The organism is Thermosulfurimonas sp. (assembly GCF_015491435.1).
Taxonomy (GTDB): Bacteria; Desulfobacterota; Thermodesulfobacteria; order Thermodesulfobacteriales; family Thermodesulfobacteriaceae; genus Thermosulfurimonas_A.
In genome coordinates, this window is sequence record NZ_WFVX01000105.1 from 1 (window position 1) to 26,133 (window position 26,133).

General features: G+C 58.1%; 19 protein-coding genes. 18 read left to right on the forward strand and 1 reads right to left on the reverse strand.

Going from position 1 to position 26,133, the window contains the following annotated elements:
* From F8J34_RS04655 to pyk, 7 genes are all read left to right on the forward strand, one after another.
* A partial coding sequence (locus tag F8J34_RS04655; protein ID WP_297056843.1) for a TolC family protein occupies positions 1-852 on the forward strand: 852 nt, incomplete at its 5' end.
* A complete protein-coding gene (locus tag F8J34_RS04660; RefSeq protein ID WP_297056844.1) occupies positions 853-1,956 on the forward strand; it encodes an efflux RND transporter periplasmic adaptor subunit in 1,104 nt (367 codons plus the stop codon).
* A complete protein-coding gene (locus F8J34_RS04665) occupies positions 1,953-4,982 on the forward strand; it encodes an efflux RND transporter permease subunit (protein ID WP_363315420.1) in 3,030 nt (1,009 codons plus the stop codon). The genes F8J34_RS04660 and F8J34_RS04665 overlap by 4 nt, the downstream gene beginning before the upstream one ends.
* 56 nt (positions 4,983-5,038) lie before the next feature.
* Positions 5,039-6,037: an efflux RND transporter periplasmic adaptor subunit gene (locus F8J34_RS04670; RefSeq protein WP_297056845.1), complete on the forward strand. Its 999-nt coding sequence runs from the start codon at positions 5,039-5,041 to the stop codon at positions 6,035-6,037.
* Positions 6,038-6,042: 5 nt separating this feature from the next.
* Positions 6,043-9,105 carry an efflux RND transporter permease subunit gene (locus tag F8J34_RS04675; protein ID WP_297056846.1) on the forward strand — a complete coding sequence of 1,021 codons (3,063 nt, stop codon included), beginning with the start codon at positions 6,043-6,045 and terminating at the stop codon, positions 9,103-9,105.
* Positions 9,102-10,439 (forward strand): glycosyltransferase family 39 protein, encoded by a 1,338-nt coding sequence (locus F8J34_RS04680; protein WP_297056847.1) that lies wholly within the window; start codon positions 9,102-9,104, stop codon positions 10,437-10,439. Before F8J34_RS04675 ends, F8J34_RS04680 begins: the two co-directional genes overlap by 4 nt.
* A gap of 58 nt (positions 10,440-10,497) precedes the next feature.
* Positions 10,498-11,919, forward strand: coding sequence for a pyruvate kinase (pyk, locus tag F8J34_RS04685; RefSeq protein WP_297056848.1), 1,422 nt, complete (start codon positions 10,498-10,500; stop codon positions 11,917-11,919).
* 2 nt (positions 11,920-11,921) lie between these two features.
* Here pyk and F8J34_RS04690 read toward each other — a convergent pair whose 3' ends face one another.
* Positions 11,922-12,527 (reverse strand): XRE family transcriptional regulator, encoded by a 606-nt coding sequence (locus F8J34_RS04690; protein WP_297056849.1) that lies wholly within the window; start codon positions 12,525-12,527, stop codon positions 11,922-11,924.
* Between the two features lie 168 nt (positions 12,528-12,695).
* Here F8J34_RS04690 and proC point away from each other — a divergent pair, with 168 nt between their 5' ends.
* From proC to F8J34_RS04745, 11 genes are all read left to right on the forward strand, one after another.
* Positions 12,696-13,523: a pyrroline-5-carboxylate reductase gene (gene proC / locus F8J34_RS04695; RefSeq protein ID WP_297056850.1), complete on the forward strand. Its 828-nt coding sequence runs from the start codon at positions 12,696-12,698 to the stop codon at positions 13,521-13,523.
* Positions 13,516-14,121, forward strand: a complete 606-nt coding sequence (locus F8J34_RS04700; protein WP_297056851.1) for an RlmE family RNA methyltransferase — start codon at positions 13,516-13,518, stop codon at positions 14,119-14,121. The genes proC and F8J34_RS04700 overlap by 8 nt, the downstream gene beginning before the upstream one ends.
* Positions 14,122-14,175: 54 nt before the next feature.
* Positions 14,176-15,927, forward strand: coding sequence for a GGDEF domain-containing protein (locus F8J34_RS04705; RefSeq protein WP_297056852.1), 1,752 nt, complete (start codon positions 14,176-14,178; stop codon positions 15,925-15,927).
* A gap of 73 nt (positions 15,928-16,000) precedes the next feature.
* On the forward strand, positions 16,001-18,820 hold the full coding sequence (gene ileS / locus F8J34_RS04710) for an isoleucine--tRNA ligase (RefSeq protein ID WP_297056853.1): 2,820 nt from the start codon (positions 16,001-16,003) through the stop codon (positions 18,818-18,820).
* On the forward strand, positions 18,807-19,250 hold the full coding sequence (gene lspA / locus F8J34_RS04715) for a signal peptidase II (protein ID WP_297056854.1): 444 nt from the start codon (positions 18,807-18,809) through the stop codon (positions 19,248-19,250). The genes ileS and lspA overlap by 14 nt, the downstream gene beginning before the upstream one ends.
* Positions 19,247-21,142, forward strand: coding sequence for a hypothetical protein (locus F8J34_RS04720; RefSeq protein ID WP_297056855.1), 1,896 nt, complete (start codon positions 19,247-19,249; stop codon positions 21,140-21,142). The genes lspA and F8J34_RS04720 overlap by 4 nt, the downstream gene beginning before the upstream one ends.
* A gap of 87 nt (positions 21,143-21,229) precedes the next feature.
* Complete coding sequence (gene groES, locus F8J34_RS04725) at positions 21,230-21,520, forward strand: co-chaperone GroES (protein ID WP_297056856.1); 291 nt, start codon at positions 21,230-21,232, stop codon at positions 21,518-21,520.
* 35 nt (positions 21,521-21,555) lie between these two features.
* Positions 21,556-23,178 carry a chaperonin GroEL gene (groL, locus tag F8J34_RS04730; RefSeq protein WP_297056857.1) on the forward strand — a complete coding sequence of 541 codons (1,623 nt, stop codon included), beginning with the start codon at positions 21,556-21,558 and terminating at the stop codon, positions 23,176-23,178.
* A 72-nt stretch (positions 23,179-23,250) separates the two neighbouring features.
* Complete coding sequence (locus tag F8J34_RS04735) at positions 23,251-24,630, forward strand: M48 family metallopeptidase (RefSeq protein WP_297056858.1); 1,380 nt, start codon at positions 23,251-23,253, stop codon at positions 24,628-24,630.
* A 55-nt stretch (positions 24,631-24,685) separates the two neighbouring features.
* The gene (gene plsY / locus F8J34_RS04740; RefSeq protein ID WP_363315421.1) at positions 24,686-25,285 is read left to right on the forward strand and encodes a glycerol-3-phosphate 1-O-acyltransferase PlsY; all 600 of its coding nucleotides are present in this window, start codon (positions 24,686-24,688) and stop codon (positions 25,283-25,285) included.
* Positions 25,282-26,133: FapA family protein (locus tag F8J34_RS04745; protein WP_297056860.1), on the forward strand; the 852-nt coding region annotated here is incomplete at its 3' end. The genes plsY and F8J34_RS04745, both read left to right, overlap by 4 nt.

Sequence of the window (26,133 nt, forward strand, 5' to 3'; positions counted from 1 at the left end):
CTTTTACGAGAGGCCGAACGGGAGCTAAAGAGGAACCTTGCCTTGGTCGAAAGGGCCGTCTCCCTTGGAGAAAAGACGGCTCTTGATCTGGCCGCTGCCAGGGCCGCCTACCAGAAGATAAGGCTTGACCTTGAAACCGCGAGAGAGGAAAGGGCCCGGGAAAGGCTTACGCTAAACCGCATTCTCGGTTTTCCTCCGAGCACTTACCTGAAGATTCAAAAGGATGTCCGGCTCCTCTCCTGGCCCCCACCCATCAAAAGAGAGAAGCTTCTTTCCGGACTTGCGGAAAGGAGACTCGATCTCCTGGCCTTAAAGATGAGCTATCAGGCCCAGGACGAACGTCTTCGGGCCGCGGTGCTTTCCCAGTTTCCCAAAATAGGAATCGGTCTTATTCGGGCCAAGGATACCGGAGACGTGATCACCACCGGATTGGCGGTCTCCATAGAGCTTCCCTTCTTTGACCGGGGCCAGGCCCACATTGCCCTGGAGGAAGCCACCCGCAAGAAGCTCTACGACGAATACCTGGCGAGACTCTTTTCCGCCCGAGCCGAGGTGGCAGAAATCCTTGAAAAAATGGCCTTTGTGCGCCGGAAGATCGCTGCTTCCGAGGAGGCCGTAGCAGCCCTCGAAAGATTGCTTGTCATTTACAAGGAGGCCCTCCATCAGGGAAATGCCGACCTTCTTGGTTACTACCGGCTGCAAAACGAACTTTTGCTCAAACGTCTCGAACTTCTTAGGCTCAGGCAGACACAAAGCGACCTCGGGGTGGCCCTGGAGATCGCCTCCGGGGTTTACCTTCCGATGAGGTGCAAGACGTTGGGAATTGTTAATCCCAAAGGAGATATGAAGTAAATGAAAGATAGATTCGGGATAAACAAAAAAAGGTTAGCTATCCTAATCCTGGTCCCTCTTATAGGGGCCATCTTCTGGCATTTAACCGGTTACTCCTCTCCGGGTTCTAAAAACGATAACCGCTATCCCCAAACATTTTTTAAAAAGACGGTCGCCGTAAAGGTTGCTCGAGTAAGAAAGGGAAAGATCTTCGAGACTGAAGTAGCTTACGGAACGGTCATCCCCGCTCCAGGAGCGGTGGAGATTATCTCGATACCCTTTGAAAGCCAGGTAAGGCATATTTTTGTGAGTGAAGGCGAAGAGATTAGCCCCGGAACCCCCTTGCTTGAGCTCGCTCCAAGTCCAGATAGCCTTTTGAAGCTTGAGGTGGCCCAAACGGCCTACAAGATGGCCAAAAAGAAACTAACTCAGGTCAAAAAGAAAAAGGCTCTTAAATTGGCCACCAATCAGGAACTGCTTCAGGCGGAACAGGCCTTTCAGGAGGCCAGACTTAGGCTTGAAAGTCTCAAGAAGAGGGGACTCGGAAAGACCAAGACCCTCAAGGCCTCGCAAGACGGGATCGTCGGCAAGGTTTATGTTCAGGAAGGAGCCATCGTCCCGGCAGGAGGCCCTTTGCTAGAGATCGTAACCGGAGGGGCCCTTGAAGTCAGACTAGGAGTCGAACCAGAGGATGTTTCTCGCCTGAAACCCGGAGAAAAAGTAAGACTCTTCCCGGTTAACAGACCGGCTAAGTCTGCCATAGAAGGCATTATCCGGGCCGTCTCCCGCTCGGTGAATCCTTCAACTCGGCTGGTGAACGTCTTTGTAGTCCCTGTCTCTCACAAAGACCTACTTCTTAATGAGTATGTCCGGGGCGAGATAATCGTTGCTGCTAAAGAAGCTCTCCTTGTTCCTCGTTCTGCGGTTCTTCCAGAAGGAGATCATTATGTCCTTTTTACCATCAAGGATGGTCGAGCCCGGAAACACACGGTCAAGATAGGTCTGGAAACCGAATCTCAGGTGGAGGTTATCAGCCAGGATCTCCATCCCGGAGATTTGGTGGTCATCCTTGGGAACTATGAACTTGAAGACGGAATAGCCGTTCGGACGGAGAAAATAGAGTGAATGTGGTTGAGTGGATACAAAGCCACCGCCGTTCGATTCTCTTTTTGATTGCTATATTGGCTCTAGGAGGACTGGCTGCCAGTTTTAGACTCCCGGTGGCCCTCTTCCCCCACGTGGATTTTCCCCGCGTGGAGGTGAAACTAGAGGCCGGTGACCGACCCGCGGAACGCATGGCCATTGAGGTGACCCTCCCGGTGGAGGAGGCCATCAGGTCTGTTCCTGGAGTACGAAGCATCCGTTCAACTACCAGCCGAGGCAGCGCCGATATCTCCATCAACTTCGATTGGGGAGAAGACATGGTGGCGGCCATGCTTCAGGTAGAATCGGCCATAAACCAGGTCCTTCCCCGCCTCCCCCGGGGAACTTCTTTCACCGTAAGGCGCATGGACCCCACCGTCTTTCCAGTTTTGGCCTATAGTCTCACCTCTGACACCCATTCTCTGGTTGAACTGAGGGATCTAGCCCTTTACCAGTTACGGCCTCTGCTTTCCACCGTTAAAGGGGTGGCCAAGGTTGGAGTCCAAGGAGGGGCGGAGGAAGAATACGAGGTCATGATCGATCCGGCCAAGCTGGATGCCTTGGGGCTTTCGATAGACGATGTTGCCAGGGCCCTTTCAGCGGCCAATGTCATCAAGGCCGTAGGACGTTTGGAAGACCACTATAAACTCTATCTAGTCATCTCGGACACCCGCTTTCAGAGCCTGAAAGAAATCAAAGAGACCATCATCCGGGCCGGCAAGAATGGACTTGTTCGTCTGGACGATATTGCTACTGTGCGCCGAGGTACCGCTCCTCAATGGATCAGGGTCACAGCCGACGGCCACGATGCCGTACTCCTCCTAATTTATCAACAACCTCGGGGTAATACCGTTGAGATAGCTAAGGAGGTCAAGAAAAAGCTGGCTGAGTTTCGCAAACATCTTCCCCTAGGAATCAAGATTGTCAAGTGGTATGACCAGAGCGAGCTCATCCTCTCGGCGGCCGGGAGCGTAAGGGATGCGGTGCTTATAGGCCTCCTTTTTGCCGCCCTGGTTCTTTGGCTGTTTTTGCGGAACCTCAAGATGACTTTTATTGCCGCCGTCTTGGTTCCGAGTGTCCTCGCAGCTACCATCATCCTCCTCTACGTCCTCCACATGAGCTTCAACATCATGACCCTTGGAGGCCTGGCCGCGGCCGTGGGTCTCATCATCGACGACATGATCGTCATGGAGGAACATATCGTAAGAAGGCTTGGAGAACTGGCCAATCAGCAGCTTGGGATCGCCACAGCTGTTCGGGAGCTTTCTAGGCCGCTTGCCGGCTCCTCGGCCTCGACGACCATCATTTTTGCTCCCCTGGCCTTTCTCTCTGGGGTAACCGGGGCCTTTTTTAAGGCCCTCTCTCTTACCATGGCCGCAAGCCTTCTGATCTCCTTTTTTGTGGCCTGGTTGGGGGTTCCTATCCTGGCAAATCATCTGCTTACCCAGAAAGACGCCGAAAAGGAAAGGCCCGGGAGATGGGCTTCCCGGTTCTATGAAAGATATGAGAGTTTCATGAAGAGAATTATGGCTCGACCCTGGCTCATTATTCCAGTACTTTTGATTTTGGTGGGTATCAGCTGGATAGCTTATCATCGGTTAGGCTCTGGCTTCATGCCTAAAATGGATGAGGGAGGGTTTGTACTCGATTATCGAGCTCCTTCTGGGACCTCCCTTACCGAAACGGATCGTCTCCTGCGTCAGGTCGAGATGATATTGCAAGAGACGCCAGACGTAGAGACCTATTCCCGGAGGACCGGACTCTCTCTGGGGGGCCATATTACTGAGGCCAACGAGGGCGATTTCTTCGTCCGGTTGAAGCCCCCACCCCGGAGGGATATCGAGGCTGTGATGGAGGACATAAGAGGCCGCATCGAGCGCAGGGTCCCAGGGCTTGAGATAGAGATGGCCCAGTTGATGGAAGATCTCATAGGAGATCTTACGGCTGTCCCGCAGCCCATAGAGATAAAGCTTTTCTCCGATAACGGTACTCTCTTGCGGAAACTGGCTCCCAAAGTAGCCGAAGAAATAAGAAAGATCTCCGGGGTGGTGGATGTAAGAGATGGGATCGTCCTTGCCGGCGACGCTCTGGTCATCCATGTTGACCGGGATCGAGCGGCCCTTGAAGGGGTGGATCCCGAATGGGTAACCAGAATGCTCTCTTATTACCTTGGTGGCGCAGTCACCACCCAGATCCAAAAGACTCCCAAAATGGTGGGAGTTCGAGTCTGGATCCCAAGCCATCTCAGAGATACCGCCTCCAAGGTCGAGGCCCTCCGCCTGCGGGCTCCCGATGGCCATCTCTTCCCTTTGAGGCGTATCGCCAGGGTGGAGGTGCTCACCGGTCAACCCCAGATAATGCACGAAGACCTAAAGAGGATGGTGGCCGTTACCGGACGTATCAGCGGTCGGGATATGGGATCGGTCATCCGGGATGTAAAGAGGGTGCTTAGTCGTCCGGGACTCATTCCCAAAGGGGTCTATTATGAACTCGGGGGGCTTTACCGTCAACAACAAATTGCCTTTGCCGGGCTTTTGGCCGTTTTCGTGTCCGCGGTGCTTCTGGTCTTTCTGCTTCTCCTATTTCTCTATGAAAGTTTCCGGATGGCTATCGCCGTAATGGCAACCACCCTTTTGTCTCTGGCGGGAGTCTTTGTAGGTCTCTGGATTACCCATACCGAGATCAATATCTCCTCCATGATGGGGCTTACCATGATCGTGGGCATTGTTACCGAAACAGCTATTTTCTATCTCTCCGAATACCGTTTGCTTCCGCGCCATGTACCGTATAAAATGGCCTTGATCCTTGCCGGGAGAAATCGCCTGCGGGCAGTGGCCATGACCACGGTGGCTGCCATTTTGGCCCTTATGCCCCTGGCTCTCGGAATTGGTCAGGGAGCAGCTATGCTGAAGCCCCTGGCCATCGCCATAATTTCTGGTCTCTGTCTTCAATTGCCGCTGGTTCTCGTGGTTTTGCCGGCCTTATTGGCGCTTATTAAAAGAGAATAGTTAAGAAAATGAGGACTATCTTTTCGGTCGCTTGCGTATTTTTTCTGATTATATCTTTGATCAAATTCGTAAAAGCGACCAAGGTCGAACCGTCTCTCATCAAAGTTTCTACCCCGGTGCGAAGGGACTTCTATCGCACCGTCCCTTTTGCGGGGGAGGTATTATCCCGAAGAAGCGTAAGGATAACGGCGCTCACGCCGGGTCGGATCGTCTCGATAGGCGTTCCCGATGAGAGCCGGGTTAAGGCCGGGGAGGTCCTCTTCGTCCTGGGTGGGCCGGAAGTGCAAAGAAGGCTCGTCAGCCTGCGGACGGAGATAAGGATCCTGCAACGAAGGGTCCTTCTGGCCGAAAAGGCCCTTAAGCTCAAGAGAAAAAGTTTTTCCGCGCATCTGATCCCTTACTCCGAGGTCCTTTCCGCCGAGGAACACCTCGGCAGGTTAAAGAGCGAGCTTTCCGCCCGCCAAAATACGCTCCGCCTGTTCGAATCCTATCTGCGCATCCGGGCCCCCATCGCCGGAGTCTTTACCCGACGCAGGGTCTCGGTGGGACAATGGGTGGAAAAGGGGACCGTGCTGGCCGCGATCGTGGATCCGGAAAGGGTATGGATCCGGGCCCTGGTCTTTCCTCCTCCGGGTTTCCGGCTTTCCGGGAAACCCGCCCGCATCCTCCTTCCGGACCGTGTGCTTCCGGCCCGGGTAACCCGGGTGGCCCCGGAGGAGACCCCGGCCGGGGGGCGGATCGTCTTCCTGGAAGGCCCGGAACTCTCCCGGTATCTCGCCCCCGGCGAGACGGTGAAGGGACGGATAATCCTGGCCGAACATCGTAAGGCCCTGGCCCTTCCCCGCCAGGCCATAATCTACGACCGGAACGAGAAACCCTGGGTCTTCGTCAAGACCCCGAAAGGTTACGTGCGCAGGGCCCTTCGCTTGGGACTGGTCCAGGGAAACTGGGTGGAGGTCCTTTCCGGCCTCAAACCCCACGAAAAAGTGGTGGTGCAGGGGGCCTACGAACTGTTTTACCGGGACTTCCCCCGCACCTACCATCTTCCGGACTGAGGAACATGCTTGCGGATCTACTGGACCATTTAATCCGGAATCCCCGGCTGGTGGTGCTGGCCGCGGTGGGCATAGTCTTTACCGGGATCTATTCCCTCCTCCACCTTCCGGTGGATCTCTTCCCCGGGCTCAACCTTCCGGTGGTCAATATCATCACCCACTATCCCGGGGCCTCGCCGGAAGATGTGGAGCTCCTCCTTACCCGTCCCCTGGAAAACGAATTGCGCGGGCTTCCGGGGCTCAAACGTCTGGCCTCGGTTTCCATCCAGGGGGTATCCCGGATCACCGTGGAATTCGCTCCGGGCCTTACGGTGGAGCAGGCCAGAGGGATGGTGCAGGCCCGCCTGGCCCGGGCCGCGGAATTCCTTCCGCCGGGGGTGACGCCCCGGCTGGAAAACCTGGGGACCACCCTGCAGGAGGTGGCGGGATATGTGGTTTACGGCCCGCGGGATCTGGTAACCCTTCGCCGGCTGGTTCGGCTGGACATCACCGGGCGTCTCATGAGGGTGCCCGGGGTTTCCGGCGTGGAGGTCCTGGGAGGGGACGAACCGGCCTTCATCCTCCGGGTGGATCCCCACAGGTTGACCCGGCTGGGCCTGGGGTTGCTCGATCTCGCGCGCCTCCTGCGGGAATATCAATCCGGAACCGTGGCCGGATTTCTCACCCGGGGCGGACGGGAATATGTAATCCGCGGAGAGAGCCGTTTCCGGACCCTGGCCGACCTCCGGAATATCTATCTCCGGGGCGTGGACGGGGAAAGGGTCCCCCTCACCGCGGTGGCCCGTATCTCGCAGGGAGTGGCTCCCAGGCATTACCTCATCCGGGGAAACGGCCATCCGGCGGTGGCCTTTTTCGTGCGCAAACAACCCGGAGCCAGCACTCCGACCGTGGTCCGGGAGGTAGATAGGGCCCTTAAGGAATTCCGACCCTTTTTGCCCCCGGGGGTTCATCTGGAAAAGTTCTACGATCAGGCGGAGATCATTCGCGAGGCCCGCCAGACCATCCTGGGAGACCTCTTTTCCGGAGCGGCCCTGGCGGTGGCGGTGCTCTATCTCTTTACCGGGGAGGTTATCCCCACCCTGATCGTGGCCCTCACCATCCCCCTGACCCTGCTTGCCACCCTGGTCTTCCTTAAGATGCTGGGTCTTTCCCTGAATGTGATCACCTTCTCCGCCCTGGCCCTGGCGGTGGGGATGCTTGTGGATGACGCCATCGTGGTTACCGAGAACATACTCCGCCATCGGGAAAGCGGGAAAGGTCCTCCCAAGGCCGCCCTGGAAGGGGCTCTGGAGATCGCTGCCCCGGATGCCGCAGGCACTTTCACCACCGTGGCGGCCTTCTTCCCCCTGGCCCTGGTCGGAGGGCTTATAGGACTTTTCCTCCGGCCCTTCGGGCTCACCATCAGCCTGGCCCTTCTGGTCTCGCTGGTACTTTCCCTTTCCCTGGTACCGGCCCTGCTGGCCTGGCGCCTTCCCCGAAGGCGTGGAAAATCTCCCCCGGCCCATTTCCTCCTTTCGTCCCTGAACAGCTTTCTTTCCCGGGCCCTTGATTACGGTTTCCGGCATCCCGGACGGATGCTCGGAATCTTCCTGCTGGGGATCCTCCTCGGAGGATGGGCCCTCTTGCGGAGTCCGGTGCGCTGGCTTCCTCCGGTGGACGAAGGGACTCTGCTTATCGAGTATGTACTTCCGCAGGGGACCTCCCTTCAGGAGAGCAACCGCCTGGGGGAAACCCTGGCCCGTCTGGCTCTTGAGATCCCGGATGTAAGCTGCGTCTATCGCCGGGCCGGTTCCCCGGTCCTGAGCAGTCGCATAGAAGGGGTCAACCGCGGGGAACTCCTGATCAAACTCAAGCCCCGCCGGGAGCGTCGGGAAAGCCTCTCCCGTATTCTGAACCGATTGCGCCGGGCCTACGGACGCATCCCCGGGGTGATCTTCCTCTATCATCAACCCACCCAGGAGAAGATGGACGAGAGTCTTTCCGGGCTTCCGGCCCTCTTCGGGGTGACCCTTTACGGGCCGGATCTTAAAACCCTCACCCGGCTGGCCCAGCGGGTGGAGAGACTCCTGGAAAGGGATCCGGCCATCCAGAGCGTGTATAATCCCCTCAAGATCCAGCGTCCCCAGGTGGTGGTTCGCCTGCGCTATGCGGACCTGGCCCGGCTGGGGGTTGAACCGCAGGAGGCCCTGGCCACCCTGCGGGCCGCCTTCTGGGGGCTTGAGGTTACCCGGATCGTGCAGGAACGCACGGAGATACAGGTACTTATACGGCTGGACCTTCCCCGTCCCCTTACCCCGCGGGAGATCGGGAATCTCCCGGTGCGCACCAGCAAGGGCTATCCGGTGCCCCTTTCCCGCATCGCGGACATCCGGGTGGTCCATATCCCCGGCAAGATCACCCGTCTCAACGGACAGCGGGCGGTCACCCTGGTGGCGGAGGTGGAGGGCCCGGTCTGGAGCGTGGCCCGCCGGATCCAGAAACACCTCCGCCAAATTTCTCTTCCCCCGGGATATCGAACGGAAGTCAGTGGTCAATACCGGATCCTGCGCCGGAGCCTGAGCGATCTCGCCCTGATCCTGATCGGGGCCGTGAGCCTGATCTATCTACTCCTCTGGGTGGAATTCCGAAGCTGGTGGATCCCGCTGATCATTCTCGTTACCGGGCCCTTTTCCCTGGCCGGGGCCCTGATCCTCCTCTGGCTCACCGGGGAAGGCCTGAACGTCTCTGTGGCCATGGGCGTAATCACCCTCCTGGGCATAGGAGTAAACAACGCCATCGTCCTTGTGGACTTTGCTCAACGCCGGATCAAAGAGGGCCTACCTCCTCCCGCGGCCTTAAGGGAGGCGGTCCGGATCAGGTTGCGTCCCGTCCTCCTCACCAGCCTTACCACCATCCTGGCCCTGGTCCCCGCGGCCCTGGGACTGGGAGCCGGGGCCGAGTTCTTTCACGGCTTTGCCCTTACCCTGATCGGTGGCCTGCTCAGCGCCACCCCGGTCTCTTTAATCCTGGTCCCCTGTCTCCTGGCCTGGGGGACCCCCGAAAAGAAGGTTCCGGAGGAGCCCAAATGAGAGCCCTGATCCTGGTCCTGGCCCTTCTCTATCTCGGGCCACTCTTTCTCCCGTTGACCTCGGTCCAGGAGGCCCGGCGGGCGGAGATCGTGCAGGAGGCCGTAAGATACGGCCACTGGCTCATCCCGCACCTGAACGGCGCCCCCTATGTCACCAAACCCCCGCTTCACACCTGGATCGCGGGGGCCCTGGCCTTTCCCCTGGGAGTAAGCGAACCCGTACTGCGCCTCCCCTCCCTCCTTGCGGCGCTTACCGTGCTCCTTATCACCTTCCGCTTGGCCGAAGAGCTTTCCGGAGGGCTTGCCGCCCTCCTTTCCGCACTCTTTCTCCTTTCCGCCCCGCGCTTTTATTTCTTCGCCCACCGGGTGGAACTGGAGATGCTCCTTTCCCTCTTCTTCGTCTCCTACCTTTATTTCGGCCTTAAATACCTTGAGACCGGGGAGCGCAAAAACCTTTTCCTTTCCTTTCTCGCCTTCTCCCTGGGCCTTCTTACCAAGGGCCCTTTCATCCTCCTGGCCCTTACTCCGCCGCTTACCTATGCCCTGATCCGAAAGGACGGTAAAGCCCTTAAGCTCCTTCATCCGGCAGGGCTCTTCCTTTCCGCGCTCCCGGTCCTTCTCTGGTACCTTGCGGTCTATCACCGACTGGGCGGGGGCGATTTTTCCGAATTCGTACGGGAAGACCTTTTCGGAAGGCTTGCCACCGGGAAACGCGACCCCTTCTACCACTACGCCGGGGCCCTTCTGCTGGGCTTTCTCCCGGAAAGTCTCCTTCTTCTGAGGATCAGGGCCTTCGTCAGGGTTCACCTTTCGGATCCCCGGAGACTCTTCGTACTTCTTTCCTGGTTTGTGCCCCTTTTTCTTCTAAGCTTTACCGCCGCAAAGTTCAGCAAGTATCTCCTTTCCCTCTATCCCTTCTTCGCCGTCTCCCTCGGGATCTCGGCTGCGGAATGGTTTGCGGAAAGGGAAAAACTCCTTAAAAAGGCCGCCTTTGCCCTATCCCTTCTCCTTCTCACCGGAGCCCTTTTCGCGGAGATCCAGGGAAACGCCCTGCGGTTTTCCTCGGTAAAGAGGGCCCGGCCCTATCTCTCCTATCCCCGGATCTATTTTTTGAAGCGGGAAAACTATCTTCTTGTCTTTTACCGCGGAGGCCCCATCCCGGTGCTTGAGGGCCCGCCCTATCCCCCGGGGATCATCCTGGAGGAGACGCGGGAGGGATTTCCCCCGCGAAACGAGGGCCTCAGGCTTATCGCCGAGATCAAACCCTTCTATCGCCGGGGACGGGTGCTCCGCATCTATTCCTCAGGCGGGGTCCCGGGGCCTCCGAAACTCTAGGAAATCTCGGGGAAGGCGGGTATGCTAGATCCAAGGGTCGAAAGGAGGGGGCAGGGCGGTGAAAAGTTATCCTAAATCCAAGATCGTGGCCACCATAGGCCCGGCCTCGAGCTCTCCCCGAACCCTGCAACGCATGATCCAGGCCGGGGTAAGTATCGCCCGCCTCAATCTAGCCCACGGGACCCCCGAACTCCACGAAGGATACATCGCCTCCATCCGCGCTGCGGCCCGAGCCGCAGGCAGGAGGGTGGCCATCCTGGCCGATCTTCCCGGCCCCAAGATCCGGGTAGGGGTTCTTTCCCGGGAACCTCTGGAACTCAAAAAGGGCACCCGGGTCTTTCTGGTACCGCAGGAACAAACCGATGATCCCCGGACCATTCCCATTCCTCTTCCGGGTCTTCTGGAGGTGCTGCGGCCCCGACATTCGGTTTATCTCAACGACGGTCTTATTCAGCTGATGGTGGAAGAGATTTCCGGAGGCCGGGCCCGGGCCAGGGTGGTGGTGGGAGGAGAGCTTTTTTCGCACAAGGGAGTCAATTTTCCCGGGATAGACCTGGGACTTTCCCCTTTTACCGAGGAAGATCAACGCCTTATGGCCTTCGCCCTGGCCCACGGAGTGGAGGCTATAAGTCTTTCCTTTGTGGAGGGTCCGGAGGACATCCGTCGGGCCCGGGAATACGCCCGTTCACTGGGCTATTCCCCTTTCCTCATCGCCAAGATCGAACGTGCTCAGGCGGTAAAAAATTTCTCCGCCATTCTGCAGGAAGCCGATGGAATCATGATCGCGCGAGGGGACCTGGGGGTGGAAATCCCCATCGAGGAGATCGCGGTGGTCCAGAAAACCCTCATCGAAAAGGCCAACCTGGCCGGAAAGGTGGTGATCACCGCCACCCAGATGCTAAAATCCATGACCCATAACCGGCGCCCTACCCGGGCGGAGGTTACGGATGTGGCCAACGCCATTCTCGACGGTACGGATGGCCTCATGCTCTCCGAGGAAACCGCCGCCGGGCTCTACCCGGTGGAGGCGGTAAGGATGATGGCCCGCATCGCCCGTATCACCGAAAAGGAAAGAAAATACTTTCCGGTTCGGGAAAACATCCTGCCCTCCCTGCATAAAGGGAACATCAGCCTGGACGACGTGCTTTCCCTGGATGTCTTTACCACGGTGGAGCACCTGAAGGTAAAGGCGGTGATCATCCCCACGGATACCGGAACCACCGCCACCAAGGTGGCCCGTTTCCGTTTGCCGGTCTGGATTTACGCCTTCAGTCCTCATGAATCCACCTGCCAGCGGCTACTTTTTTATTACGGAGTCCATCCGGTCCTCCTCACGGAAAGCCTCAGCGACTGGCAGGGATTCGCCCTTCACTGGTTGCGCAAAAACGTGCTTAAGGAGGGGCTCATCGTCTCCCTGCAGCGCACCTTCCTGGGTTCATACCAGAGCTATCGTCTGGAACTCATAGAACTGGAAAGATAAGATTAATATTTTTTGATCTTCTGGCAGACCACACCTATAATTTCGTGGTCCCCGGTCATTTCCGTACCGGGGTAGCGGGGATTCAGGGCGCAGAGGAAGCGTTTTTCGCCACAGACATGAAACTGTCTCAGAACCGCTTCCTCTCCCCGGCGCACCACCACAAAACACCCGGGAACGGGCTTGCGCATCGGATCCACCACCACGATGTCCCCCTCGGCGAACTCGGGTTCCATGGAGTCGTCGGGAACCCGGAGGGCAAAGGCCCGCTGACTGGTGGGAATAACCTCCACCCAGTCCCATCCTTCGGGTACGTGATCCGCCACCCCGAAAGCCTCTCCCCGGACCTCCAGGCCCTTCCGGATCCAGTCCCAGGGGACCACCGGAACCTTCTCCACCTTTTTAATCTCCAGCCCTGCGGCGGAAGCCACCTCCTCAAAAGGAACCCCCAGTCCCCGGGCCAGTTTTCGCAGGGTTTCCACCTTGGGATGGCGCTCCCCTCTCTCCAGAAGGCGAATATATTTTTCGGAGAGTCCGCTCCTTTTGGCCAGCTGATTTATAGAAAGCCCGGCCTCCTCCCGTTTTCGGCGCACCCATTCTCCGAAGGTCATGGTTTCTTCCCGCCCCTGTCCTATCCAAAAAGTTCATCCTTGACAATTTCGGACTTTTGTCCGAGAATGTCTTCCAGGGTGGAGAAGGGGGCTTCCCTCGGCGCCTTAAGTCCCTCAAGGGGCGCAGAAAACTTGCCATAAACCGGAGGGCAGGTAAGCTAAGCCTGAATGTCTGAAAAGGTCAATCCATTGAAGCTGGGTTTTATTGGCGGGGGGCGAATGGCCGAGGCCCTGATAAGGGGGCTTCTGGCCTCGAAAAAGATATCCCCTGCGGCTATCTCGGTTTCGGTCCCCTCCGAAGGGCGTCAGGCCTATCTTCGCACCACCTACGGAGTTACGACCCTTTTCGACAACCCGGAGGTGGTCAGGGAGAACCCGGTGGTGGTGCTGGCGGTAAAACCCCAGGTGGCTCCGGGGGTATTAAAGGAAGTCCGGGAGGCGGTAAAGGAAGGCAAGCCCCTTCTCCTTTCGGTGGTGGCCGGTCTCACCCTGGCTCGCATGGCCGATCTCCTGGGAGGATATTCCCGAATCATACGGATAATGTCCAACACCCCGGCCCTGGTCCTTTCCGGGGTAAGTGCCATCTGCGGGGGGCTAGAGGCCCGGGAGGAAGATCTGGAGCTAGCCGAGCAGATCTTTTCCCTTCTGGGCGAGGTAATTCGGGTGCCGGAGTCCCTGTTTGATGCCGTAACCGGTCTTTCCGGAAGCGGTCCGGCCTATGTCTTCGCCTTCATTGAGGCCCTGGTGGACGGAGGGGTAAAAGAGGGTCTTCCCCGGGAGGTGGCCGAAAGGCTTGCCGTGGGCACGGTTCTGGGAGCAGCCAAACTCATGCGGGAGACCGGTGAAAATCCCTACGCCCTCAAGGCCATGGTTACTTCCCCGGGGGGCACCACCATTGCCGGTCTTAAGGTGCTGGCGGAAAGGGGGTTTCACGGAGCGGTGATGGAGGCGGTGGCTGCGGCCACCAGGCGTTCCCGGGAGCTCTCCGGTGGCTAAAGGCAAAAATCCCTGGGCGGACCACTACACCCGAAAGGCCCGGGAAGAGGGTTTTGCGGCCCGTTCGGTCTATAAGCTCCGGGAAGCCCAGGAAAAATACCGGCTTCTCCGGCCCGGAGATCGGGTCCTGGATCTGGGGTGTGCTCCCGGAGCCTGGAGCCAATACGCCCTGAAGATCGTGGGGCCCCGGGGTCTGGTGGTGGGGGTGGATCTTAATCCGGTAAAACTCTCCGCTCCCAATTTCGTTTTTCTACAGAGGGACGTCTTTGAACTTCAGCCCGAAGAACTCCGGGCCCTGGCTCCGGAAGGCTTCCAGGTAATCCTCAGCGACATGGCTCCCAAGACCACCGGGGATCGCTCCGGAGATCATTTTCGCTCTCTGGCCCTGGCCCGACGGGCCCTGGAGCTGGCCCGGGAGCTCCTTCTTCCCGGCGGATATTTTATGATCAAGGTCTTTGAAGGAGAACGATTCTCCCTCTTTCGCAAAGAGGTCGAGGAGTACGCTCAGCAGAAGGTCCGTATCTTCCGTCCTAAAAGCACGCGAAGCCGGAGTCGCGAAATTTTTCTCATAGGTCAGCGAAAAAATCAGGGTTATTGACTTTTATGAAGGCCATGGATATACCTTCAAAAAGCCAAACTCAGGATCAGAGGTATGGGAACAGCATGCCTCCGTTTTAAATTTTTAAGGCCTCTTAACTGGGTCCTAAACCGGAGTCTTTTCTGGAAGGTCGGTTTTATCATCGGGGTCTGTGTCCTGGTCAACAGCTTGATCGCCTTTTATTTTTTTGCCAAGTTAAATTTTCTCGGGCGTCATCTGGAACAGGCCCCCTTTTATTCCTATAAAACCCTGGTTCAGGAGGGGCTTCGTCTTCTCCAGAAGGAAAAGGCCCTGCCCCCTGGCTCTCCCCGGAGGCTACTCCTCCAGGAGAAAATCAGAGAACTGGCCAGAGTAGGGCTAAAAGGGGGCACCTTCGAGGGAGAACACGGTCTCACCATTCGAATCCTTCGTCCGGTCACCTATCCTCAAGCCCGAGAGGCCCTGCAAAAAATCCTGAAACATCCCGAAGGCCCGGAGGTTCGAGCGGCTCTGGAGACGGTCCTTTCCTGGGTCCAGAAAGAGGAAGAACGGTTCCTGCGCGAACTGGAAAGTCTTTCCCGACGCCTGGGAAACCTTTACATCCTTCTCTTCATTATTCTGGCTGTATTTTTGATCTGGGGAGCGGTGGGTTTCTTGTTTATGGTCAAGTTCCCGCTGGATCGGATCGCGGCTCAACTGGATCGGCTCCTCAAACACGGGGATGAAAGCTGCGCCGAGGACGTGGAGGAATGTGTGGTCAAACACTATGCCAAGGACGAAATCGGGGTGGTAGCGGAAAAGGTAAACGAATTGGTCCGGTATTTCGCCGATCTGGCCATATTTAAACATACCATAGAAGAGGATCAGAATCCCGAGGAGGTCTATTATCGCCTGGCCGAGGTCTTCCGGGAAAAGCTGGAACTTCCGGTCTTTGCCCTCTATGAGGTCTCCAATTCTCAGAACACCATGCGTCCGGTGGTCCTCTCTCAGCCCGATCTAGAGGTCAACGCGGAGAAGTTCTTCAATGCCAACCTCTGTCGAGCCAAGAGAACCGGGCACGTGGTAAGCTCGCTGGAGTACCCGGGGGTGTGCCGCCTCTTCCTCCATCCCGAGGAGTGTGAACACTACTGCGTACCTTTTATGAGCGGCGGGCTCTGTATCGGGATAGCCCAGATCTTTCTCCCCAAGGGCATGGAGACTCGCAAGATGAAACACATCAAAGAAAAACTGCGCACCGCCGAGCGCTACATCGCCGAGGCCGTTCCGGTGCTGGAGGCCAAACGCTACGCTCAGTCCCTGCGGGAGCAGACCCTCAAGGATCCCCTGACCGGGCTTTACAATCGCCGGTTCCTGGAGGAGGCCCTGGACAATCTGGTGGCCGGGGTTCTCCGGCGCAAAACCGTACTGGGAATCCTCATGGCGGATCTGGATTACTTCAAGTCCGTGAACGATAAATACGGACACGACGTGGGAGACAGGGTCCTGCGGGAGACCGCCGAGATCCTGAAGAAAAACGTACGTTCCTCGGATCTGGTGGTGCGGTTCGGAGGAGAAGAATTCCTCATCCTCTTGGTGGATGTCCGGAGCGGGGAGTCCGAAAAGATCGCCGAGAAATTACGGGCCGCGGTGGAAACCCATCAATTCGAAACCCCCAAAGGGCTCATCCGGCGCACCATTTCCATAGGTGTAAGCGAATTTCCCACCGATGCCCAGGGTATCTGGGAAGCCATCAAGTATGCGGACGTAGCCCTCTACAAGGCCAAGGAAGCCGGGCGTAATCGGGTGGTCCGGTTCACTCCGGAGATGTGGCCCTCCGAAGAATATTAAGTCCCCTCCTTGCTAGGCCGGGATTCTAAGGGTTAAGTATGGGGGAAGTGTTCGGGTAAGGAGGGTATAACCTATGGACTGGAAGGACACGCTGAATCTCCCGCGCACCGATTTTCCCATGAAGGGTAAGCTCCCCCAGCGGGAACCCGAATTCCTGAAATTCTGGGAGGATCTCCGCCTCTACGAAAAACTGGAACAGCGCGAGGGCCCGGTGTTTATCCTTCACGACGGCCCTCCTTACGCCAACGGCCATATTCACATGGGCACGGCCTTAAACAAGATCCTCAAAGACATCATCCTCAAGAGCCGGAGGATGATGGGCTATCGGGCCCCCTTTGTTCCGGGGTGGGATTGTCACGGTCTTCCCATAGAAATAAACGTGGAACGGGAATTGAAAGTCCGGCGGGGGGAACTGCCCAAAAACGAGATTCGCAGACACTGCCGTTCCTATGCTCAACGGTTCGTGCATATCCAGAAGGAGGAATTCCGGCGCCTGGGGGTCCTCGGGGACTGGGACCATCCCTATCTCACCATGAGTCCGGAATACGAGGCCACCATCGCCCGGGAATTCGTCCGGTTTCTCTCCTCGGGTCAGGTTTACCGGCGCAAGAAACCGGTGTACTGGTGTACCCATTGCCTGACCGCCCTGGCCGAGGCGGAGGTGGAATATTATCCCCACCGTTCTCCTTCCATTTATGTAAAATTCCCCCTGGCCGAGGATGCCCTGGCGGTACTGGGACTTTCGGAACCGGCAGCCATCCTCATCTGGACCACCACTCCCTGGACCCTCCCGGCCAACCTGGCCGTGGCCCTGCATCCCGAGTTCGATTACCTGGTGGTCCGATGGAACGGAGAGGAACCCCTCCTCCTGGCCGAGGGCCGTCTTTCGGCCCTGTGCGCGGAACTCGGGCGGGATCTGCCGGAGATCCTGCTCCGGATCCGGGCCCGGGATCTGGAAAACAAACATGCCTACCATCCCTTTTACGCCCGGAAAAGCCGTCTCATCCTGGCCGACTATGTTACCCTTGAGGCCGGAACCGGTTGTGTGCACATCGCCCCCGGACACGGAGAAGAAGACTACGAAAGCGGTCTCCGTTACGGTCTGGAGGTCTATTCCCCGGTGGACGACCAGGGGAACTTCCTCCCGGAGGTGGAGTTCTTCGGGGGTAAAAACATCTTTTCGGCCAATCCGGAAATCGTGGAGCTCTTACAGCGGAAAGGGCGTCTGCTCCTGGCCCGGGAGATAGAACACAGCTATCCCCATTGCTGGCGCTGCAAAAAACCGGTCATCTTTCGGGCCACCGAACAGTGGTTCATCTCCATGGAAGCCAAAGATTTGCGCGGGAAGGCCCTTGAGGCCATCGATCGGGTCCGCTGGATCCCCCGCTGGGGAAGGGAGCGTATCCGGGGGATGGTGGAAAAACGCCCCGACTGGTGTCTCTCCCGACAGAGGGCCTGGGGGGTACCGGTCACGGTGTTCACCTGCCGGAAATGCGGAGAAATCCTGCGGGAGGAAAAATACTACCAGAAGGTCCTGGAAATCTTCCGGGAGCAGGGAGCGGATCCCTGGTTTGAACTCCCGGCCTCGGAGCTCCTCCCCCCGGATACCCGCTGTCCGAAATGCGGTGGCACCGAGTTCCGCAAGGAGGAAGATATCCTGGACGTATGGTTCGACTCCGGGGTCTCCTTCGCCGCGGTGCTGGAACAGCGTCCGGAACTGGGGTTCCCGGCGGATCTCTATCTGGAGGGCTCGGATCAACATCGAGGCTGGTTCCAGAGTTCCCTCCTGTGTGCGGTGGGGACCCGGGGCGTGCCCCCTTATAAGGCGGTCCTCACCCACGGATTCGTGGTGGATGGACAGGGCCGCAAGATGTCCAAAAGCCTGGGAAACGTGATTCACCCCCAGGATATTGTAGATCAGCACGGGGCTGAGATCCTGCGTCTGTGGGTGGCTTCGGAGGATTATCGTGAAGACATACGCCTCTCTCAGGAGATCCTGCGACGCCTGGTGGAGGCCTACCGCAAGATCCGGAACACCGGACGATACCTCCTGGGGGTCCTCTACGATTTTGACCCCCAAAAACACTATCTCCCCTGGGAAAAACTTCCGGAATTCGAACGCTACATCCTGGCCCGTCTGGCTCAACTCATCCGACGGGTACGCCGGGCTTACGAGGATTACGAATTTCATCTGGTGGTCCAAGAGATTCATCGTTTCTGTGTGGTGGAGGTCTCCTCGCTCCTTATTGATATCAACAGGGATCGACTTTACTGCGAACATCCGGAAAGCCCCCTGCGGCGGGCGGCCCAGACCGTGCTCTACGAGGTCTTGGAGGCTCTAACCCGCCTCCTGGCCCCTATCCTTTCTTTTACCAGCGAGGACTTTTATCGGCATTACCCCTTTCCGCGGGAGGCCGAAAGCGTGCATCTGCTCACCTTTCCGGAAATCCGCTGGCCCGAGCCCGAACAGGATTTCCTGAAACGCTGGGAAAAATTGCTCCTTCTCCGGGGGGAAATCACCCGGGCCCTGGAGAAGGCCCGCAAGGAGACGGAACTTATAGGCAGCCCGCTTGAGGCCCAGGTCCTGGTTCGCCCCTCGGAAGATCTGGAGGAGTTTTTCACTTCCGAAGACTGGTGGGCCTATTTTACCCTGGTGTCTGATTTTCGAAGGGTGGAGGACCTTCCCGCACCAGGAGAAAGGGAGGTCCTTTACCACAGCGAGGAGGTAGAGGGGCTTTCCCTTCTGGTACGCCGGGCCCCGGGGGATAAATGCCAGCGTTGCTGGCAATGGAAGGAGGAGGTGGGAAGGGATCCGGAATTTCCGGGACTCTGCGCCCGCTGTACCCGGGTGGTGCGCCGTCTCCAGGAGGAGGGACGCTTTGCGAAGGCCTGAGGGGTTCTATCTTCTGGCCCTTATCATCGCGGCCCTGGACCTGGTAAGCAAGGAGATCCTTTTCCGGATCCTCCCTCCGGCGGGCTACACCCTCCTGCCCGGGGTCCTCAATCTGGTGAAGGTCCATAACCCCGGGGTGGCTTTCGGTCTTTTCCGGGAGTGGGGAGGAATCCTCTGGTCTTTTATAGGACTGCTTGCCGCCGGAGCCATCTTCTGGTGGGGCAGGGGGGAGAAAGACCGGGGAAGACGAGTGGCTCTGGAACTGGTGGCCGGAGGGGCCCTGGGAAACGCCCTGGATAGATTGTGGCACGGAGCGGTCTTTGACTTTGTGGACCTGCACTGGGGGGTTCATCACTGGCCGGCCTTCAACCTGGCCGATACCGCCATCACCCTGGGGATCGGGCTTTATCTCTGGAGGCTCAGGGCTTGAAGGAGAAACTGCGGCTGCTTTTCCACGATCGGCTGGTATCCTTCCTCTTTGCCGGACGGGAACCGGATTTCAGGTCTCTGGTCATCCGCTCCCTTTCCGGGGTCCTCCCCAGAGAAGGGGAGACCTTTACCCTGGAAGCGGAGAAATTTCCCGAACTGGAAAAGGCCCTCTCTTCCCTGCGTCGTCTCTTCCAGTTGGGAGAAACCCCCTTTCCCTTCACCCTCTTTCCCGAAAACAAGGCCCCTCCCTGGCCCAGACCGGGAAGGATCTATATCTCTCCGGCCCTGCGCCGCGAACTGGAACCGAATACCTCTGCCTTCGAGTTTATGGTGCAGTTTCAGGAAAAAGACGGTCTGGTCGAAGTAAAGACCCCTTCCACCGTTTCCCCGGAAACCCTTTTTGCGGCACGGGATCTCCTCTGGGTGGGAAAAGGAGAGCCCTGCTTTTATTGCGATCTTCCCTGGCACCGGACCTCCGCCTGCCCGGCCCTCAAAGAGAGGGTTCCGGGAGAGGCCTTCTTCTCTTACCTCCGCCTTCGTCTGCCGGATCTCGGAGCCCGGGTTTCGGAACCCATCGAAGCCCAAAAACTGGACGCCCCGGAATTAAACGGCCTTTATGCCCGCTATTTTTATCTCCTGCCCTCCTTTCTCTGGGTGCTCTTCTATCGGACCACGGAAGGAATCCACTTTGCCCAGATTCCTTTGCCCCGGGAGGTCGTGGGCCAGGGAGGAAATCTCCAGATCGGTCTGGAATGTCTGCTTCAGGGGGATCTTTCCGAGGCGGAACAGCGTTTTCTGACCCTGGAAGAGGAAGATTATCGGGCCCTTCTGGGGCTGGCTCAGGTGGGAATCCTGGAGGAAGATCCGGAGAAGGCCCGATATTACCTGGACCAGCTTTCCCTGGAGGGGCTTCCTCCCCTGGTTCAGGCCGTGGTTCTCACCTGGAAGGGGCGCCTTCACGAATGGAAAAGGGATTATACCTCCGCGGAAAGGAACTACGCCCTCGGTCGCCGGGCGGATCATTCCTTCCACCCGGCGGCTTTTCATCGTCTTAAGGCCAACATCCTCCTGGGAGCCGAAACCCCGCATCTGGAATCCCTCCGGGCCTACCTGGGGTATCCTCTCCTTTATGGCCTTTCCTTTCTGGAGCCGGTCTTCTTACCCATGGCCTCGGATCTGGAAAAAGAGCTGCTGGATCTGGAAGAAAGGAAGCAGGCCGAGGCCCTTTCCACCCTCCGGGAGGCCGAGGATGAACTTCACCGGGTCAAGGGCATCCTTTCCGAGGAGGAACGCGCTGCCCTGGAAGACCGTCTGCGACGCCTGAGAGAGGAGATTTATGCGGGATCCTTTTATCGTCTGGAACAGGTGGCCCTCCAGGCCTCGGAGCTGGCCCTGGAACTGAAGGGTTACACCTACCGCAAGATCCGGGAACTCCAGAATTCCCTCTCCGAGTATTATGCCCGTTATACCCGGCTTAGAAGATACTGGCATTCCTACCCCTACCCGGGAGAAGCCCGCAACTGGGGTTACAAACTCAAAGAAATAGGCGAACGCCTCACCCGGGTGGAACATCGACTGGGCAAGGACCCGGTGAAGGATTTTCCCCGCATCTTTAAGGAATTCGAACGCCTTTCGCGTCTGTTGGACGAGGCGGAAGAAGAACAAAAACGCCTGGAAGCCCGGCGTATCTTCCGTCGGCAACTGGAGTTCTTCTTAAAGATCTTCCTCCTGGGAGAAACCCTGCTCTTCATTCTCTTCTTTACCCTCCCTTCTATTGTTTCCTCGCTATTACCCCAGGCCCTTCCCGCTCTCCCCCTGAACCTCTCCACCTTCATCTGGTGTTCCCTGGGGGTGCTCCTCCTCTCCGTTCTCCTGGCCCTGACCCGCCGCTGACCCCTTGCAACTTTTTCCCCGGTGATTATATTAGCAGCCGAAACAAACGAGTGCTAACAAAAATTCACGGCAGAAGGAGGGGTGGCTATGAAGATCAAGCCGCTGCATGATCGTATTCTGGTTCAGCGCCTTGAGGAGGAAGAGAGGACCGAAGCGGGCATTATCATCCCGGATACGGCCAAGGAAAAGCCGGTCATGGGTAAGGTGATCGCGGTAGGTGAGGGGCGAATCCTGGACAACGGTCAGAAGCAGCCCCTGGCGGTGAAGGAGGGGGACAAGATCCTTTTCGGGAAATATGCCGGTACGGAAGTAAAGATCAAGGGAGAAGAGTTTCTCATCATGCGTGAAGACGACGTACTGGCCATCATTGAAGACTAAAAATTCTCCAAAATTCTCTATAGGGAGGTGAGGTTATGGCGGCGAAGGATATTATTTACGACGTGCAGGCCCGGGAGAAGCTCCTTACGGGTGTGAACAAGCTGGCCAATGCGGTCAAGGTTACCCTGGGTCCCAAGGGTCGGAATGTCATCATCGAGAAGACCTTCGGTTCCCCCACCATTACCAAGGACGGGGTTACGGTAGCCAAGGAAATCGAGCTGGAGGATAAGTTCGAGAACATGGGGGCCCAGATGGTCAAGGAGGTGGCCTCCAAGACCAGTGACGTGGCCGGAGACGGAACCACCACGGCTACGGTGCTGGCCCAGTGCATCTTTCGCGAGGGAAGCAAGCTGGTGGCCGCCGGAGCCAACCCCATGGCCCTCAAGCGGGGAATCGATCGGGCGGTAGAGGTGGTGGTCAAGGAACTGGAGAAACTGGCCAAACCCTGCAAGGATCGCCAGGAGATCGCCCAGGTGGCTACCATCTCCGCCAACAACGACAGCACCATCGGTAATATCATCGCCGATGCCATGGACAAGGTGGGTAAGGAAGGCGTGATCACCGTGGAGGAATCCAAGAGCCTGGAGACCTATCTGGACGTGGTGGAGGGAATGCAGTTCGACCGGGGATACATCTCTCCTTATTTCGTAACCGATCCGGACAAGATGGAATGCGTGCTGGAGGAGCCTTACATCCTGATCCACGATAAGAAGATCAGCTCCATGAAGGATCTTCTCCCGGTGCTGGAGCAGGTGGTCCGGTCCGGGAAGCCCCTCCTGGTGATCGCCGAGGATGTGGAGGGCGAAGCCCTGGCCACGCTGGTGGTGAACAAACTCCGGGGCGTGCTTAACTGCTGTGCGGTAAAGGCTCCGGGCTTCGGTGAACGGCGCAAGGCCATGCTCCAGGACATCGCCATTCTCACCGGCGGGACCCTGATTTCCGAAGAGCTCGGTCTCAAGCTGGAGAACGCCCAGCTCAGCGATCTGGGTCGGGCCCGTCGGGTGGTGATCACCAAGGAACACACCACCATTATCGACGGTGCGGGCAAGAAGGAAGACATCGAGGCCCGGGTCAAGCAGATCCGGGCTCAGATCGAGGAGACCACCTCGGATTACGATCGGGAGAAGCTGCAGGAGCGGCTGGCCAAGCTGGTGGGTGGCGTGGCGGTAATCTATGTGGGAGCGGCCACCGAGACCGAAATGAAGGAAAAGAAGGCCCGCGTGGAGGATGCCCTCAATGCGACCCGGGCCGCGGTGGAGGAGGGTATCGTAGCCGGTGGCGGCACGGCCTACATCCGTTGTCTGCCGGCTCTGGAAAACCTCCTTCATGAGATTGAGGATACCGACGAGAAACAGGGGGTTAAGATCATCATGCGGGCCCTGGAGGAGCCCCTGCGGCAGATCGCGGAAAACGCCGGTTTTGAGGGCTCCATCATCGTGGAGAAAGTAAAGGCCGAAAACGGCACCCGTGGTTTCAACGCCGCCAAGGGCGAGATCGAGGATCTTATGGCCGCGGGGGTGATCGATCCCAAGAAGGTCAGCCGCACGGCTCTCCAGAACGCGGCCTCCATTTCCGGGCTGCTCCTCACCACCGAGGCCATGGTGGCGGAAAAACCCAAGAAGGAGGAGAAATCTCCTTCGCCTCCTCCGGAGTTCTAAGCCCATCTCCCGGCTGGTCTTCTCCAGGGGCGGGGGCTAACCCCCGCCCCTTTTTGGTTTTAAAATATCTTTATGCGCAGGATCGTATCCCTTTTATTGGTCCTGATTCTGGCCTGGAGCGGTGCGGCCCGGGCCCTCATCTCCCCGGAGGAGGAAGCCCAAATAGGGCGGAAGGTCCTGGCCCAGATCCGAAAAAGGGCCGAGATCCTGGAGGACCCGGAGGTCACCGCCTATCTGGAAAGCATCGCCCGGCGTCTGATCCCCGGGGTAGGGCCCCGTTATTTTTCCTTCCGGTTCTATGTGGTCAAAAACCCCACCCTGAATGCCTTTGCCCTACCGGGGGGATACATCTTCTTCACCTCGGGTCTCATCGAGGAGGTGGACCGCGAGGACGAACTGGCTGCAGTGATGGCCCACGAAATGGCCCATATCCAGGCCCGCCATGTGGCTCGCAGGATGGAAGTCCTCAAGCGTCTCCAGCTGGCCACCGGGGCGGTAACTCTGGCCGGTCTCCTGCTGGGAGGGGGCAAAACCGGAGGTGCCCTGGCCGTAACCTCCACTTCTCTGGCCCTGACCAGGGCCCTGGCCTATAGCCGGGCCGAGGAAGAGGAAGCCGACCGTCTGGGGTTCGAATACCTGACCCGGGCCGGGTATGATCCCGGAGCCTTTCTCTCCATCCTGCAGAAGATCGTCCGGCACCGCTGGCTTCTCACCGAAACCGGCCCCAATTATCTTCTCACTCACCCCGCTCCCCCGGAAAGGATCACCTATTTGGAAACCCTGGTCAAGAGGTACCATCGTACCCATCCCTCCGCGAGCTATCGCCCCACGGATCCCCTCTATCTGCGCCGGATTCAGGTTCGGGTAAAGGTGGAAACCCACGATCCGGGACTTCTGGTAATGCGCTACCGGGAGGCCCTCAAATATTCCCCGGATGATCCCATGTTACATTACGGTCTGGGAATGGCCCTGGCCCGGGCCCGCTTCTTCCGGGAAGCCATAAAGGAACTCCGTCAGACCGTGCGCCAGTTTCCGAAGCAGGATTATTTCCGCCTGGATCTGGCGGAGGTCTATTTTCGGGCCGGCTACTACCCCCAGGCCCGGGAGATGCTGGAGGATTACCTAAGCCGTCATCCCAAGGATACCTGGGCCCTCTGGATCCTGGCCCGCACCTATCAAGAGGAACGTCTCTGGGCCAAAGCCTGGCCCATCTTCCGGGATCTGGCCCATAAACTGGATAATTTCCCGGATTTTCATTATTACTACGGCTACCTTCTTTCTCAGATGGGGCACGAGGGCGAGGCCCACTATCAGTTCGCCCGCTACTTCAATCTGCAGGGAGACACCCGGGTGGCGCTTTACCACTTTCGCAAGGCCTTAAAATATCTTCCCTCTGACTCTCCCCTGCGCCAGAAGATCCGGGAAAAACTTCAAACCTCGCCCAAGTCCTGACTTTCGCGGTCTGAAAAGTTGATTTTTGCGAGCAAAGTTGGTAAATCAGACCTATATGCTCAAAGCTTTTTTACTGGTAGCCGGGGCCTATCTTCTGGGGTCCGTTCCCTTTGCCGTGGTGGTGTGTCGTCCCTTTGGGATCGATCCCCGCCGGGCCGGTTCCGGCAACCCCGGAGCAACCAACGTAGCCCGCTTGCTGGGGAGAAAATGGGGGGCCCTTACCCTGGTCCTGGATCTGGGCAAGGCCATCCTTCCGGTGGCGGTGGCCCGGTTCTGGTTGAAGGATCTGGAAGGCTATCCCTGGTGGGTGGCAGCCACCGGACTGGCCGCCTTCCTGGGGCATCTCTTCCCGATATATCTCGGCTTTCGCGGAGGAAAGGGGGTGGCCAGCGCGGCCGGAGTGCTCCTGGTGGTTTGTCCTAAGGCCCTCCTGCTTTCCCTGCCCGTATTCGTGGCCGCGGTGGCTCTCTCCGGTTTCGTTTCCGTGGGGTCTCTGCTAGGGTCCCTGCTGGCTCCCCTGTGGGTGCGTCTCTTTTCGCCTGAGCCGGCCTATTTCTGGATGACCCTGCTCATGACCCTGCTCATCTGGGTCAAACATCGCTCCAATCTACAGCGTCTCCTGCGGGGAGAAGAAAAATCCTGGAAACGAGCATGAGCGCGCGGGAAGAAGCCAAAAAGAAGGGCTTTCCCCTGAACGACCGTTATCTCCTGCGAACCTCCGGAGATGAAATGGAGGCCTGGGTGGAGGGCGGAGTCCCGGGGCCGGAAGAATGGGAGGAGATACGGCGGAAACTTCTTGAGCTGGGGCTTTCCGGTGTTCTGGAAAAACCGGAGCTACAGGAAAATCGGGCCATCGTGGCCCGGGGGCAACCTCCCATTCCCGGCCAGGACGGGCACCTGGAATTTTTGGTGGACCTCTCCCATGGCCCCCGGAAGGTGGATAAACATCGTGTGGATCTGCGGGAGATGAACCTGGTGGTCTCCGTGCGGGCCGGAACCCGGGTGGTGCGAAGGGTTCCTCCCCGACCCGGGCAACCCGGCCATAACGTATGGGGAGAGGTGATCCCCCCTCCTCCCACCAAGGATGTGGAGTTCAATTACGGCGAGGGCCTGCGACCGGATGAGAAGGGAGAATTTCTGATCGCCGAAAGAGACGGATGTCTGGTGGAAAAACAGGGGAAACTATGCGTGGATCCGGAGTTCACCCTGGAAGGGGATGTGGACTGGGATTCGGGAAATGTGCGTTTCTGCGGAAGGAAACTTACCGTTACCGGTTCGGTGCGGCGGGGATTCAAGGTCTGGGCCAAGGGCGAGGTGGAAATCCTGGGAGGGGTGGAGGACGAGGCCGAAATAGAGGTGGAGGGTAACCTGGTGATCCAGGGCCTGATCCATGGAGAAACCTGTCGTATCCATGTCTCCGGTAACGCCCACCTGGGAAGCGTGGAGTACGCCACGATAAAGGTGGAAAAAAGTCTCACCGTGGGAGATTACCTCCTCCAGGCT